Annotated in this window: 13 protein-coding genes; 4 read left to right on the top strand and 9 right to left on the bottom strand. The window is 45.3% G+C overall.

The annotated features are described in order from the left end of the window. Positions 1–4: 4 nt before the first annotated feature. The 6 genes from AM279_RS14095 to rnpA form a co-directional block, all read right to left on the bottom strand. Positions 5–1,960, bottom strand: coding sequence for a KUP/HAK/KT family potassium transporter (locus AM279_RS14095; protein WP_054410349.1), 1,956 nt, complete (start codon positions 1,958–1,960; stop codon positions 5–7). A gap of 821 nt (positions 1,961–2,781) precedes the next feature. Beyond that, positions 2,782–3,231: a hypothetical protein gene (locus AM279_RS14085; protein ID WP_054408670.1), complete on the bottom strand. Its 450-nt coding sequence runs from the start codon at positions 3,229–3,231 to the stop codon at positions 2,782–2,784. A gap of 15 nt (positions 3,232–3,246) precedes the next feature. Next, complete coding sequence (locus tag AM279_RS14080; RefSeq protein ID WP_316948707.1) at positions 3,247–4,422, bottom strand: sulfurtransferase; 1,176 nt, start codon at positions 4,420–4,422, stop codon at positions 3,247–3,249. 24 nt (positions 4,423–4,446) lie between these two features. After that, a complete protein-coding gene (locus tag AM279_RS14075; protein ID WP_054408669.1) occupies positions 4,447–5,037 on the bottom strand; it encodes a DUF416 family protein in 591 nt (196 codons plus the stop codon). A gap of 48 nt (positions 5,038–5,085) precedes the next feature. Continuing rightward, positions 5,086–6,720, bottom strand: coding sequence for a S41 family peptidase (locus tag AM279_RS14070; protein WP_236688523.1), 1,635 nt, complete (start codon positions 6,718–6,720; stop codon positions 5,086–5,088). 216 nt (positions 6,721–6,936) lie between these two features. Then, complete coding sequence (rnpA, locus tag AM279_RS14065) at positions 6,937–7,332, bottom strand: ribonuclease P protein component (protein WP_054408667.1); 396 nt, start codon at positions 7,330–7,332, stop codon at positions 6,937–6,939. Positions 7,333–7,511: 179 nt separating this feature from the next. Between rnpA and AM279_RS14060 the strand changes: the two genes are divergently transcribed. Next, positions 7,512–7,967, top strand: coding sequence for a DinB family protein (locus AM279_RS14060; RefSeq protein ID WP_054408666.1), 456 nt, complete (start codon positions 7,512–7,514; stop codon positions 7,965–7,967). Here AM279_RS14060 and AM279_RS14055 read toward each other — a convergent pair. Beyond that, positions 7,964–8,773 carry a DUF3298 and DUF4163 domain-containing protein gene (locus tag AM279_RS14055; protein ID WP_054408665.1) on the bottom strand — a complete coding sequence of 270 codons (810 nt, stop codon included), beginning with the start codon at positions 8,771–8,773 and terminating at the stop codon, positions 7,964–7,966. The two genes, AM279_RS14060 and AM279_RS14055, sit on opposite strands and share 4 nt — an antisense overlap. 104 nt (positions 8,774–8,877) lie before the next feature. Between AM279_RS14055 and AM279_RS14050 the strand changes: the two genes are divergently transcribed. Both AM279_RS14050 and gdhA read left to right on the top strand, forming a co-directional pair. Then, positions 8,878–10,023, top strand: coding sequence for a cystathionine gamma-synthase (locus AM279_RS14050; protein ID WP_054408664.1), 1,146 nt, complete (start codon positions 8,878–8,880; stop codon positions 10,021–10,023). 98 nt (positions 10,024–10,121) lie between these two features. Then, positions 10,122–11,462: an NADP-specific glutamate dehydrogenase gene (gene gdhA, locus AM279_RS14045; protein ID WP_054408663.1), complete on the top strand. Its 1,341-nt coding sequence runs from the start codon at positions 10,122–10,124 to the stop codon at positions 11,460–11,462. A gap of 207 nt (positions 11,463–11,669) precedes the next feature. Here the strand turns inward: gdhA and AM279_RS14040 are convergent, their stop codons facing one another. Together AM279_RS14040 and AM279_RS14035 are read right to left on the bottom strand one after the other, a co-directional pair. Continuing rightward, the gene (locus AM279_RS14040) at positions 11,670–11,972 is read right to left on the bottom strand and encodes a helix-turn-helix domain-containing protein (RefSeq protein WP_054408662.1); all 303 of its coding nucleotides are present in this window, start codon (positions 11,970–11,972) and stop codon (positions 11,670–11,672) included. Then, positions 11,956–12,291 carry a type II toxin-antitoxin system RelE/ParE family toxin gene (locus AM279_RS14035; protein ID WP_054408661.1) on the bottom strand — a complete coding sequence of 112 codons (336 nt, stop codon included), beginning with the start codon at positions 12,289–12,291 and terminating at the stop codon, positions 11,956–11,958. The genes AM279_RS14040 and AM279_RS14035 overlap by 17 nt, the downstream gene beginning before the upstream one ends. Positions 12,292–12,422: 131 nt before the next feature. Between AM279_RS14035 and dinB the strand changes: the two genes are divergently transcribed. Beyond that, entirely contained in the window at positions 12,423–13,511 is a 1,089-nt protein-coding gene (dinB, locus tag AM279_RS14030; RefSeq protein ID WP_054408660.1) for a DNA polymerase IV, read from the top strand. The last annotated feature ends 2 nt before the right edge of the window (positions 13,512–13,513 follow it).

The raw sequence follows: 13,513 nt of genomic DNA, 5'->3' as shown, positions 1-13,513 counted from the left end.
CTGATTACGAATACGTTATGTGGTTGGGGTCGTCTATACGGTTAAGGCTTATATCCTCCGGCGGGTGGATAACTATAGGGAACTGCTCTACCTTAACCGAACTGCTGTCAAGGCCAAAGGCGCGGCCTTCGCTAAGGCTCACTTTCTTCAGCATAAAATATATGTCAAGAATAATCCTTTCATACCACGGCAGCTCGTTGTCATAAGACAGGAACTTTTCTATAAGCACAAACTTAAAGTCGCCTATTACATTGTTTCGGTTAAGCGACTCATAGCGGCTGGTAATATCTACTTCGCCTTTCTTAACCATATCGCGCACTACCTGCTTAAACATAAGGTTTATGCGCGGCTGTATGCGGAAGCCCAGGTAAAAGTCTACCCGTATAACGTCGTCTTTCATAATTTCGCGCACGCGGTAGTCCATACGGTAGGGCTCATCTACCACGTTAACGTGTACAAACCAGTAAATATCAGCGCGTTTAGGGCGCTTTTGCAATATTGAATAAATAATTTTTGATTCAATTTCGTCGCCCAGCTGGGCATTGGTCATATACACCAGGTGGGTGGCATATTTAGGGATAGACGTATCGTTGCTCAGTTCGGCAAGTACCGTTTTGTAGTTGTCTATCTTGGTAAACTCGGTATACTCGCTGCGGATGCGCTTGGCTGTATGCCACACAAACATGGTAAAGGCCAGCAAACCGGCAATAATAAGCGATATATAGCCCCCTTCGTGAAACTTGCTTATGTTAGCCCACAGGAAGGAGAATTCTATAGTAAAATATACCAGGATGGTGCCAATTATAAGTGCCGGGTTGTAGCGTTTCATAACCATGTAGTAGCCCAGCAGCGATGTAGTCATAATCATACACAGTACAATGGCAAGGCCGTAAGCCGCCTCCATAGCGCTTGATTCTTTAAAATGCCATACAATAAACACACAGCCAAGGAATAACAGCCAGTTTATTGACGGTATGTACAGTTGGCCGCGCATTTCGGTTGGGAATTTAACCGATACCTTAGGCCAGAAGTTAAGGCGCATGGCTTCAGAAATAAGTGTAAACGAGCCGCTTATTAACGCCTGAGATGCTATAACGGCAGCGCTGGTGGCAATGGCAATACCAAACGGCAGGAACCAATCGGGCATTATAAGGTAAAACGGGTTGCCCGGAACGCCTTCGGCACCCAGGTTGTGCAGGGTTTTACCGGCGTGGTCTATTAAAAAAGCACCCTGGCCAAAGTAGTTAAGCACCAGCATGGCCTTTACAAAAATCCAGCTTACGCGGATGTTGCTGCGCCCGCAGTGGCCCATATCGCTGTACAGCGCCTCGGCACCTGTAGTACACAGGAAAACAAAACCCAGCACATAAAAGCCCTCGTGGTGAATGCTAAGCAGGTGAAAGGCATAATACGGGTTAAACGCCTTAAACACGCCCAGGTCATCGCCCAGGTGAATGGCGCCCAAAACACCCAGCATGCCAAACCACGTAAGCATCATGGGGCCAAAGAACTTGCCCAGAAAGCTGGTGCCAAATTTTTGTATAAAGAAAAGGGCAAACAGTATGCCTATTACAATAGGCACGGTGTCTAACACAGGGTTATAAATTTTAAGCCCTTCTACAGCTGAGGAAACCGATACCGGGGGGGTAATAATACCATCGGCCAGCAGCGCAGAACCGCCAATAATAGCCGGTACAATAAGCCCTTTTTTCTTAAGGCGCTTTACAAGGGTGTACAGCGAGAAAATACCACCTTCGCCTTTGTTATCGGCCTGTAGCGTGAGCAATACATATTTAACGGTGGTTTGCAGGGTAAGCGTCCAGAAGATACAGCTCAGGGCACCAAGTACAACTTCTTCGTTAATGGGTACATTTTCACCCATTATGGCTTTCATTGTATAAAGTGGAGAAGTTCCTATATCTCCGTAAATAATTCCCAAAGTAACAAGGAGCCCGCCCATGGTTACTTTGTTGAGGTGTTTATGACCCACGGCCAAAAATTTTTGAATTAAGATAGCAAAGTTAAACACTTTTAAGCTATCTGCCATGTAAACAGGCTATTATTTAAGGCTTAACAAAACTGTGGGGTTTTACTGTATTTTACACCTGTTTATTAGGGCTAAACCGATGTACAAATGCCAAATAAGCATGTTTTGGTTAAAGTCTTTAAACTGTAATATTTTAGGTGGTAGATGGGTGAGCCCGGCAAGTGGCAAAATTATGGCTGTTTTGTTGCGGCAATACTGCTTTTTTCAAATTGGTTTAGCCATTTCACAAAGAAAACAGTAAGGGAAACGTGTAGTATATTAACAGTAATGCTGTTGTAGCTTTCAGTAGGCCATACCTGAAAAGCGATATCGAAAATGCGGATGCCAAAACGGGTTATAAAATCAGGTGTTGTAAATGCCGCGAAAGAAATGCCTGGACCTATGACAAACTTGTAATGTGTTTGCCAAAAAACAAACGATATGCTTTGAAAAGCATACAATAGTACTAATACCAGTAAGCTGGGATAGATGTATTTTTTAAGCAGTAACCCCGTAGCGGCTAACAGGCCTGCCAGGCTTGTAAACAAAAGGGTAACAATTTCTATTGAAGGCTTATTTAAACTTAAAACGCTCACAACAAAAATTAGCAGAAAACAAAGTAAACAGTAAACGGGTACTACTTTTTTCATTATTTCAGATGTTATGAGTGCAAATTTACTGTTTAATGGTATTGTGCCTGTATTTAATATTATGATGTTTTAGATGGTAGAGGAATAAGCCCGGTAAGGGGAAAATTATGGCTGTTTTCTGAATTTATTTGCCATTATCTGAGAATGATGTTGCGCAACAAGTGCCATAACCTCCCGGGTAAATTCAGGATTTTTTTTGATATACCTGCTGTTCATTTTTAGTCTTCCGTCATATCCGGCACAAATAGTATCTGTTGTCTCTGAATTATGAAACAGGATAAACACAGCGGCATTTATTGAATCTTTTGAATCTGAAGGTTGTAGTTTTTCATAGTGCTTCAAAAAAGCTACAAGGCTATCGCCGCTTATTGTAAAGTAATTTTCAAATTGTTTTTTAGGAGTATCTGTCAGTTCACACTTGCAATACAGAGTCATTGGTAGTTTAGCTCCTGGTGCATGATTATAAAATACTTCTACATACTTATCTTCTGTAGTATTTCTACACGACATAAATGAGAACGTAATTAAAATGACGATTAGTTTGTTTATTTTCATGCTCTTAACTGAAAGTTATACTATTTCCTTATTCCTGCACCACTCGCTATAAGACCCCACATACAACTTAGGCATAGGCAGCCCGGCATACTCCATTGCCAAAATGGTATGGCACGCCGTAACGCCCGACCCACAGTGCACAACAGCCTGCGCAGGGTCAACGCCGTTTAATGCTTCCAGGTATTTTTTCCTAAGCGCTTCACGCGAAAGGAACAGCCCATTATCATCTAAATTGCCCGTTAGCGGAATGTTTACCGCCCCGGGAATGTGCCCGGCAACAGGGTCAATAGGTTCTGTAATGCCGTTGTAGCGGTTGGCATCGCGCACGTCAATTACCGTTTTCTCAGGGTTTTGCGTAGCAACCTCAACTTCAGCCATGGTAACGGTTGGGTTGGGCCAGTACCAAAGCTGATAGGCTTTTGCCGGGGTTGGGGTTTCAACACCCGCAGCTGTGGGATAACCTGCCGCTACTGCCGCCTGCAACCCGCCGTTGAGTACCTGCACCTTTGGCCGTCCTTCGCCGGTAAGCATCCACCAGAAGCGTGCCGCAGCGTTGGTGCCGTTTTTATCGTCATATACCACCACGCGGCAGTTGTGGTATATGCCCAATTTGCCCAGCAATTGCCCGAATTTCTCTGCCGATGGCAACGGGTGCCTGCCGCCATATTTAGCATCTGTAGGAATCTCGGCCAAATCAGCATCTAAATCTACATACAGTGCCCCGGCAAGGTGTTGTTGCTTATAACGCTCAAACGCTGCCACGCCCGAACCTGCATCAATAAGGATGAGGTTATCTTTGGGCATGGCAAGCAATTCTTCTGCCTGTATTACCGATGGGGCATAAACCCCTATTTTAAACCGGAAGTGCCATTTTTTAAGATACGTATCAAGGTTTACAAGCCAAAAAATAGGGTCGGGGCAAAAAAAGATGATTTCTTCATACAGGTCGCCAAAACGGTTTTCAAAAAGGCTGTCGGTATCAAAATATTCCATTTGATCACGGCGTATATCCTCTATTATATCCCTGATTACTGTATGGTCTAATCCCTGTTGCCTGAACCCATCGAGCCAGGTAAATAATTCTGTTACAAACACTTCAAAAGCTGCAATGTTCATGTCTTTCATATTTTCATAAGAAAGCTTTTGCTCAAGGATATTTTTTATTTCTTCTAAATTGTAGTTGGGTTGCATTTGTAAAACAGCTGTTTTTGATGGTTAAGATAGTAAACTCAGGTCGATGATATTTTTGCTTCCAAGGCTTCTTAAGTAATTCAGGTCGGGTAATGTAACAGACGGATTGTTCTTTAAATATTCAATTACAGTTAATTGCCTGTGTTTTTCTTCCTGCATAAATAAATCTTCCTCAATTACAAAACTTAGGTTTGCGTTGTTTGCATCTAAATTATCACGTTCCTGGATGTACATAGCTATGGTGTCAGTGGCATATGAAGCGATATCAATAATATTTTGTACATTTTTGTCTAATATAAAGCCTAAAGTACTCAGTACAGATGTGCAGGCATCTAAAGCAAAAGAAACTAATACTGAATTGAAATCCTCGGTATCGGGCGTTATCGTTTCAATGAAATTTATATATGTGTTAATTTTTTGATTATCAAAATCTTCAAATGTGCTTTCATAAAGTTTATTGATGATTTTTTCAAGGCCGGCAGGGGCTCCAAACTTAAATTTTTCAGAGAAAGCCACATAATTTGGCAAGAGCCTATCACAGGTTAACAACGCGAACACCAATTGTTCCTGATATGATAAAAATGATAATTGTGTACGTAAAATATCTTTGCCCATTGCTAAATTTCCGGCTAAATTAAAAACCCCGCAATTGCGGGGTTACTATTATTTCTTCGTCAAAATCTTTTTATAACCGGCCTGGTCTGCCAGCAGGGCCGTAGCCTTTTTAATCTCGGTATTGCTGGTGGTGTAGTACTTATACAGGCCTTCTTTATACTGGTAGCGCTTAATAAGCTCATCGGTTAGCAACTGCTTGATTTCTGTCTTGTGGGCGTTAAGTTCTTTTTCCTCGCTTTTTTGCAGGGCGGTTAACAGCGCCTGGTATTCGGTGCTAATGCTGCCGTCTACTTTTTCGGTTTTGGCAACTTCCAGTACTTCCTTAAGTTTCTTTTCGGTTTCGGTGTCAAACTCAAACTTTTCCTTTTTCAGGTACGCTTTCAGTGCCTCAAAGTCGGCATCGGTAACGTTTGGTATGGCCGTGCCCACAGTAGGGTTTTTGTAGTAATACTGCGTGGCATAGTTAAAAATGCCGTCTTTGCGCACCAGGGCATCGGCAATGGCGCTGGTTTTGGTTTCGTCAAGGGCAACATCGGGTTCAATACCGCCGCCATCATACACAGTGCGGCCGCCTTTGGTTTTAAAGGCATTGTAGTTTTTGGCATCAACACGAATGGCCTTTCCATCGGCATCTTTATGGGTATAATCCAGCGCCTGAATGCAACGGCCGCTTGGCGTGTAGTAGCGCGAAATGGTAACCTTTACCTGCGTGCCATACGTTAAATCTATAGGGCGCTGCACAAGGCCTTTGCCAAAGCTGCGGCTGCCCACCACCACGGCACGGTCAAGGTCCTGAAGGGCACCGGCCACAATTTCACTGGCCGAGGCACTCTTGCCGTCTACCAGCACCACCAGCGGAATTTGCAGGTCTACCGGGTTGTTTTTGGTGGTATAGTTCATGTTGTATTTTTCGTTCTTACTCTTGGTGGTCACAATGGTTTCGCCCTGTGGCACAAACAGGTTGCAAATGTTTACCGCCTCGTTAAGCAGGCCCCCCGGGTTGCCGCGCAGGTCTAAAATAATGCTTGTAGCGCCCTGGCCTTTAAGGTCAATCAGTGCTGCCTTTGTTTCGCTGGCGGCCTTGGCGTTAAACTGGCTCAGTACAATATAGCCTGTAGTGCCATTTACCATAGCAAAATAAGGTACGGCATTTAGCTCAACCTGGTTGAGTATTAAATCAGTAGTAAGGGTTTTACCCTGGCGGATGTATTTAAGCGCAATTTTGGTGTTTTTAGAACCCTTAAGCAGCTCGCTGGCATCTTCTTTAAAATCGGCCAGCACCACATCGCCTATCTGTATAATTTCATCACCTGCCTTAAGGCCTGCCTTATCTGCCGGATAGTCTTTATACGGTTCCTTGATAATCAGCTTGCCGTCTTTACGGGTAATCAGTGCGCCAATGCCCGTGTACTCGCCCGAGTTGTTAATTTTGAATTTAACCACATCGGCCTCGTTAAAATAGTTGGTGTAGGGGTCAAGGTCGGCCAGCATGCTTTTAATGGCCTTATCCATAAGTTCGCCGGGATTGGTTTCGTCTACATAGTTGGTATTAACCGTTTTAAACAGTGTAGTGAAAATTTCTATTTGCTTGGCAATTTCAAAAAAGTCATCGCGGTAGGTAAACGCAGTACCGGTAAACAGCACTGTAACGGCCAGCAGCGGCATTACATATTTTTTCTTCATTCGTCTAAAAAAGGCCATATTCTTGAGCGGAATTTAATTTCTAATTCAGTTGCAATCACGAAAATAAGGATAAAAACGGAAAAAAGGCTTTTTTAGTCTAAAGTCGTAAAGTCCAAAGTCGAAAGAAGCTACTGAGCCGCTTAGCTTCTAAGCCTCTTAGCCAAAAAAGAAATCCGCGCACATCCGTTCAATCCGCGTCATCCGCGTTCCATCACTTTACGACTTTTGACTTTCGGCTTTTAGACTCTCTATCAGTTTCTCAAAAAGCAACACGGTCTTCTCCTGCACCTCATCAAAATCCATCCTGTCCTTAGTCTGGTAAAAAAACATAACGGCATAGGGCTGTTGCAGGTTGTCCAGCAGCAGGTGCTTGTTAAGGCGGTAGCTTTCGCGCAGCAGGCGCTTAAAATGGTTGCGGTCGTGGGCGCGCTTAAAGTATTTTTTAGAAACCGAAACGCCCATTTGCAGCGGGCCTGCCTCGCCATCTGGCAGTGGGGCATACACCAGGCGCAGCGGGTATTTAGATACCGACTTGCCTTCCTCAAACAGGCTGCCGATAATAATACGGCTCTTCAGCTTTTCGTGTTTGGGATATGTGTAGCGTTTTTCCATCCGGCAAAAATACTATTTTAGATTAAGATGGAACGCGGATGACGCGGATTGAACGGATTTACGCAGATTTCTTCAATAATTTGGTTTTCAAAATCCGCGTAAATCCGCGTTTGCGCAGCATCCGTGTCATCCGCGTTCCAATGCTGAAAACTTTATATCTTCGCTAAAAAAAACAAACAATGCAAACCGAATTCAAGCTTACCCGTTTTAGCCGCGAAGTTTTAGCCCGCTTTTTTGTGAACCACTCCCTGGAGCAGCTCAACAAAATACCAAACGGCTTTAAGAACAACCTGATTTGGAATATAGGCCACGTGGTGGTATCGCAGCAGGTGCTGGTATACAAGGGTAGTGGTGTTACGCCGTTAATCAGCGAAGAGTTAATAGCCCGCTACGCCCGCGGTTCTAAACCGGAGCGTGATGTTACACAGGCTGAGGCCGATGAAATTAAAAGCCTGATGTTTAGCCTGGTTGATAAAACCGAGCAAGACTACAACAACGGCCTGTTTACCACCTACAACGCCCGCATGAGCGAAATGGGCTTTAGCCTGCAAACGGTAGAAGACGCCATTGCGTTTAACAACCACCACGAAGGCATACACCTGGGCATTATGCTACAGCTTAAGAAGTTTATTTAGGGCTGTATTTTCAGGAAGGGTTTTGCCTCAGCATAGGGTATAAGCACGTCTTTGCTGCCTTCGGCATTGTTTGCTACTTCTAATGTGTTGTAAAACAATAGTATGCCGTTTTCGCGGAAAAATATCTCATCCGGCAGTTTATAACGGTCTTCTACAAACATAAGGCCGGTTGAATTGATGGATTTACCGGCAGGTATTTTATATTTCTGGCGGAATTTTGTTTCGGCGAAAGCGGTAAACGCCTTTATATCTTTAAATATATCGTTGCGGGTAAGCCTTTTACCGGTTTCGGGGTTAAATATAAGCGAACGTTCGCCGCCATAACCGTGGGCACCTCCGGTAAAAGTGTAGTGGTTTATCTTAACGTTCAGTATGTTATCGCTACGGTAGTCTACCGTGCTTTTTACCTTGGCTTCCCAGGCCATGGCATCATCAGGAAATTTTTTCTTCAGCTCATCATAAGCGCCTACAAAAGAATCCATTACTTCCTGGTAGGTTTTGGCATTGGCCGGCTGTTCGCCAAAATGCACAATGCTGCGCACCACATTAAACACGCTTTTGTTTATACTGTCTGATGCTACACCGGCACCCCCGGCTTCAGCTATGTCAATTGTTACTGATGTGCAGACATCTTTGCACGGCAGGGTGCTTTTTTTTGTGTAGGTTTTACTCTCAAAAGCAAGCCCGGCAGTGGCGGTATCGGTAGTTTCGGGTATAGAATCGTTAAGGGTGTCGCCTTCCTTTGGGTCTTTTTTACAGCTTGCAAAGGCTATTAAGGCTATGGCTAAAAGGGTAATACGTTTCATTTCAGGTAGTGTTATTGTTTTGCAAAAGGTTAACGCCCGTGTTACGGGTGTAACTAAATTACAGTAAATTTGCCTTACAAAATTGTTCTTAGAACCTGTTTTATATGAAATTTAACACGAAAGCCATACACGGCGGTCAGCACCACGACCCCTCTACCGGCGCGGTAATGCCGCCGGTGTACCAAACCAGCACTTTTGCACAAACCAGCCCCGGTGTACATACCGGTTATGAATACAGCCGCGCGGCAAACCCTACCCGCACTGCCCTGGAAAATGCCCTTGCCAGCATTGAGAACGGCACCCGCGGACTTGCTTTTTCAAGCGGCCTTGCAGCTACTGATACGGTTATGAAACTGCTAAAGCCCGGCGATGAGGTTATTGCCATGGACGACCTTTACGGGGGCACTTACCGTATGTTTACCCGCATTTATGCCGATTATGGCATTACCTTCCACTTTGTGGATTTAAATGATACAGAGAAGCTTAAAGCGCTTATAAATGATAAAACAAAGCTTGTGTGGATGGAAACCCCAACCAACCCGCTTATGAAGCTGGCTGATATTTCGGCTGTAGCCGAAATTACCAAAAGCAAAAACATTCTTTTTGCTGTAGACAACACCTTTGCAACACCTTACCTGCAACGCCCGCTTGACCTGGGTGCTGATATTGTAATGCACAGCGCCACAAAATACCTGGGCGGCCATAGCGATGTAATTGCCGGTGCCCTTGTAGTGCGCGATGAGTCGCTTGGCGAAAAGCTGCACTTTGCCCAGTTTGCCACCGGCGGAACCCTGGGCCCGCAGGACAGCTACCTGGTACTGCGCGGCATCAAAACCCTTCACATACGCATGGAGCGCCACTGCCTTAACGGCCAGAAAGTGGCCGAATACCTGGCGCAGCACCCTAAAGTAGCTACCGTATTTTATCCCGGCCTTGAAAGTCATCCGCAGCACGAACTTGCCAAAAGGCAGATGCAGGGCGGTTTTGGCGGTATGGTATCATTCACATTTAAAAGTGGTGAAAAGGCTGATGCCATAAGCTTCCTGGAGAATGTAAAAGTATTTACGCTGGCCGAATCGCTTGGTGGTGTAGAATCTTTAGCCAACCACCCGGCACTGATGACGCACGCCAGTATACCCGAGCCCAAGCGCAAGGAAATTGGCATAACCGACGACCTGGTGCGCCTTAGCGTGGGCATTGAAGATATAGATGACCTGATTGAGGATATTGAAACAGCATTAGCCCCCTAACCCCCAAAGGGGGAACTTCGCCGACAGGAAAAATAACTGACTACTAATCTATAATCCCACCCCCGGGATTCCCCCTTTGGGGGTTAGGGGGCTTAACTATGAACAACCTATCGTCCTTCATGGACTACGTACAACAACGCAACCCAAACGAACCCGAATTTCTACAGGCGGTACACGAAGTAGCCGAAACCGTGCTTCCGTTTATTGAGCAAAACAAAAAATACCAGGGCAAAATGCTGCTGGAGCGCATGGTAGAGCCTGAGCGCGTGATTACTTTTCGCGTGGTGTGGCAAAACGACAAAGGCGAAACCCAGGTAAACCGCGGCTACCGCATACAAATGAACAGTGCCATAGGTCCTTACAAGGGCGGCCTTCGTTTCCACCCCAGTGTGAACCTGAGCATCCTGAAATTTTTAGCTTTTGAGCAAACCTTTAAAAACAGCCTTACCACTCTGCCTATGGGCGGCGGCAAGGGTGGCTCTGACTTTGACCCTAAAGGAAAATCCGACAGCGAAATCATGCGTTTTTGCCAGGCCTTTATGACTGAGCTGCAACGCCACATTACTGCCGATACCGATGTGCCTGCGGGCGATATAGGCGTGGGTGGTCGTGAAGTGGGCTACCTGTTTGGCCAGTACAAAAGGCTGCGCAACGAGTTTACGGGCGTGCTAACAGGCAAGGGCATTAGCTTTGGCGGTTCGCTTATACGCCCCGAAGCTACAGGCTACGGCTGTGTGTATTTTGCCGAGAGCATGCTGAAAACCCAAGGCGAAAGCTTTAAGGGTAAGGTAGTTGTGGTATCGGGCTCGGGCAACGTGGCGCAATATGCCGTGGAAAAAGCCATTGAACTGGGTGCCAAAGTGGTTACCGTGAGCGATTCAGGCGGTTATATATATGATGAGGCGGGTATCGATACCGATAAGCTGGCCTTTATCATGGAACTGAAAAACGAAAAACGCGGCCGCATTAGCGAGTATGCCGATAAATACCCCTCTGCCAAATTTATTGAGGGTGGCAAGCCGTGGGAAGTAAAGTGCGATATTGCACTGCCCTGCGCTACCCAAAATGAACTTAACGGTGAAGAGGCACAACAGCTTATTGCCAACGGTTGTATTTGTATAGCCGAGGGCGCTAACATGCCGTGTACGCACGAGGCTGTTTTAGCCTTTCACAAGGCAAAATTATTGTTTGCCCCGGGTAAGGCCAGCAACGCAGGCGGTGTGGCTACCAGCGGCCTTGAAATGAGCCAGAACTCACAACGCCTTAGCTGGACGCGCGAAGAGGTAGACGAACGTCTTAAAGCCATTATGGCAAACATACATGAGGCGTGCGTTACCCACGGTAAAGACCAGTCGGGTTACGTTGATTATGTAAAAGGTGCCAACATTGCAGGCTTTGTAAAAGTAGCCGATGCCATGCTGGGGCAGGGGCTTGTTTAGTAGGCAGATAGTAGATGACAGATGCCAGTTTGCACAGGCAGTCACCCTGAGCTTGCCGAAGGGCATAATAAATACTTCACTCGCAACCGCTGCTGACCCTGAAGGGGTAGCGTGTATTAGCCCCGGATGAAATCCGGAGGAGTATTGATAAGCAAATAATATAAAAGCCATGGATTATGACTAATAGTATAATCCGTGGCTTTGTTTTTATAGTTTAATAGAAAGCTCTACGTGGCCGCCAAGGCCTACTTCTACTATTTTTTTAAGGGTGGAAATCTTAACTTCCTTTACATTATTCTCAATCTGGGAAATGTAAGATTTGGTTGTGCCGGTTTTATCGGCCAGTTCCTGTTGGGTAAGGCCTTTTTCAAGGCGCGCTTCATGCAGTAAAGCCCCGAGCTTAAAATCGGCATAGCCTGCCTCAAGGGCATCCCTTTTTTCGGTGCCCGTTACACCGTAGTTTTTATCTTTAAACTGGTCTAACGTCAGGGTGTTATTTTTCGCTTTCATATTCCTCCTTTATTTTTAATGCCCGTTCTATTTCTTTCTTAGGTGTTTTCTGTGTTTTCTTTTGGAAACCATTAGCTATGACTATCAGCCTGCCTTCATCAAAAAAGCAAAATATCCTGAAAATGTCGCTGCCCGCCTGAACCCTTATTTCATAAAGCCCGTTTGTGCTTTCAATGTGTTTAAGATAGGTTTCCGGCACACGGTCAATTTCTTCAATAAGCTGTAATGTCCAGATAATCTTATCCTTTACCTTATCACGCTGCTGACTGAAAAAATCCTGAAAATACTCTTTATAAAATACTATGGTCCGTTTTCTCACAAATACAAAGATATAAAAGTTTCACTAAAGATAAACATTTGATTTTGAAAATCAACTTTAATTATGCAAATTTTCTAACAATTAGAAGATTAATGTAATTCGTGGGGCTGTTTTTGCCGTAATTTTGCACTATGGAAACCCCACTCCTTATACAGCGCAAAATAATCCATGTAGATATGGATGCCTTTTATGCTTCTGTAGAGCAGCTTGATAACCCCGAGCTGCGCGGGCTGCCTATTGCCGTGGGTGGCGGTACAAGGGGAGTGGTGGCCGCAGCCAGTTATGAAGCGCGAAAGTTTGGCGTGCGTAGTGCCATGAGCAGCATACTGGCCAAAAAACGATGCCCTCACCTCATTTTCGTGAAGCCGCGTTTTGACCGGTATACCGAGATTTCCCGCAAAATCCGCAATATATTTTTAGACTATACCGATAAGGTTGAACCGCTTTCGCTGGATGAGGCCTACCTTGATGTGACCGTCAACAAAAAAGGCAACCCCAGCGCCACCATGATTGCCCGGGAAATTCGCCAAAGGATATTTGAGGAAACGGGTTTAACGGCATCGGCGGGTATAAGCGTTAACAAGTTCATAGCCAAGGTGGCCAGCGACTATAACAAGCCCAACGGACAGAAAACGGTAAACCCTGATGAGGTACTGCAATTTCTTGAAGACCTGCCCATTGGCAAGTTTTATGGTGTGGGCAAGGTTACTACCGAAAAAATGTACCAGCTGGGTGTTTTTACCGGTAAAGACCTGAAGGAGAAGACTGAAGAATACCTCACGCAGCATTTTGGCAAGGCGGGGGGCTATTATTACCATGTGGTGCGCGGCATACACAACAGCGAAGTGAAGAGCGACCGCATTGTAAAATCGGTGGGGACGGAGCATACCTTTAACGAAAACCTTGTGAGCGAGGTGTTTATGCTCGAAAAACTGGAACACATAGCCGATGAGCTGGTGCGCCGCCTGCAAAAAAAGAAAATTGCCGGCAAAACGGTGACCCTCAAGATTAAGTACTCCGACTTTACCGTGCAAACCCGCAGCAAGACCCTGCACTACTTTATATCAGATAAAAGCCTGATAATGGAGGTGGTAAAAGAGCTCCTCTACCAGGAAAAACCCAAGGAATCGGTACGCCTGCTGGGTATATCACTGGGCAGCCTTAACAACGAGGCCGGGGTTAAAAAGGCAGTGGCGGTACAGTTACGGTTTGATTTTTAGAA

Source organism: Flavobacterium akiainvivens (genome assembly GCF_001278115.1).
GTDB classification, from domain to species: Bacteria; Bacteroidota; Bacteroidia; order Flavobacteriales; family Flavobacteriaceae; genus Flavobacterium; species Flavobacterium akiainvivens.
Note: the sequence above shows the minus strand (reverse complement) of the source record. Positions and strands in the feature narration are given on the sequence as shown.

Excerpts from the sequence above, each read along its gene's own strand:
- AM279_RS14095 (WP_054410349.1), bottom strand. The coding sequence starts at position 1,960 with ATGGGCGGGCTCCTTGTTACTTTGGGAATTATTTACGGAGATATAGGA.
- AM279_RS14085 (WP_054408670.1), bottom strand. The coding sequence starts at position 3,231 with ATGAAAATAAACAAACTAATCGTCATTTTAATTACGTTCTCATTTATG.
- AM279_RS14080 (WP_316948707.1), bottom strand. The coding sequence starts at position 4,422 with ATGCAACCCAACTACAATTTAGAAGAAATAAAAAATATCCTTGAGCAA.
- AM279_RS14075 (WP_054408669.1), bottom strand. The coding sequence starts at position 5,037 with ATGGGCAAAGATATTTTACGTACACAATTATCATTTTTATCATATCAG.
- AM279_RS14070 (WP_236688523.1), bottom strand. The coding sequence starts at position 6,720 with ATGAAGAAAAAATATGTAATGCCGCTGCTGGCCGTTACAGTGCTGTTT.
- rnpA (WP_054408667.1), bottom strand. The coding sequence starts at position 7,332 with ATGGAAAAACGCTACACATATCCCAAACACGAAAAGCTGAAGAGCCGT.
- AM279_RS14060 (WP_054408666.1), top strand. The coding sequence starts at position 7,512 with ATGCAAACCGAATTCAAGCTTACCCGTTTTAGCCGCGAAGTTTTAGCC.
- AM279_RS14055 (WP_054408665.1), bottom strand. The coding sequence starts at position 8,773 with ATGAAACGTATTACCCTTTTAGCCATAGCCTTAATAGCCTTTGCAAGC.
- AM279_RS14050 (WP_054408664.1), top strand. The coding sequence starts at position 8,878 with ATGAAATTTAACACGAAAGCCATACACGGCGGTCAGCACCACGACCCC.
- gdhA (WP_054408663.1), top strand. The coding sequence starts at position 10,122 with ATGAACAACCTATCGTCCTTCATGGACTACGTACAACAACGCAACCCA.
- AM279_RS14040 (WP_054408662.1), bottom strand. The coding sequence starts at position 11,972 with ATGAAAGCGAAAAATAACACCCTGACGTTAGACCAGTTTAAAGATAAA.
- dinB (WP_054408660.1), top strand. The coding sequence starts at position 12,423 with ATGGAAACCCCACTCCTTATACAGCGCAAAATAATCCATGTAGATATG.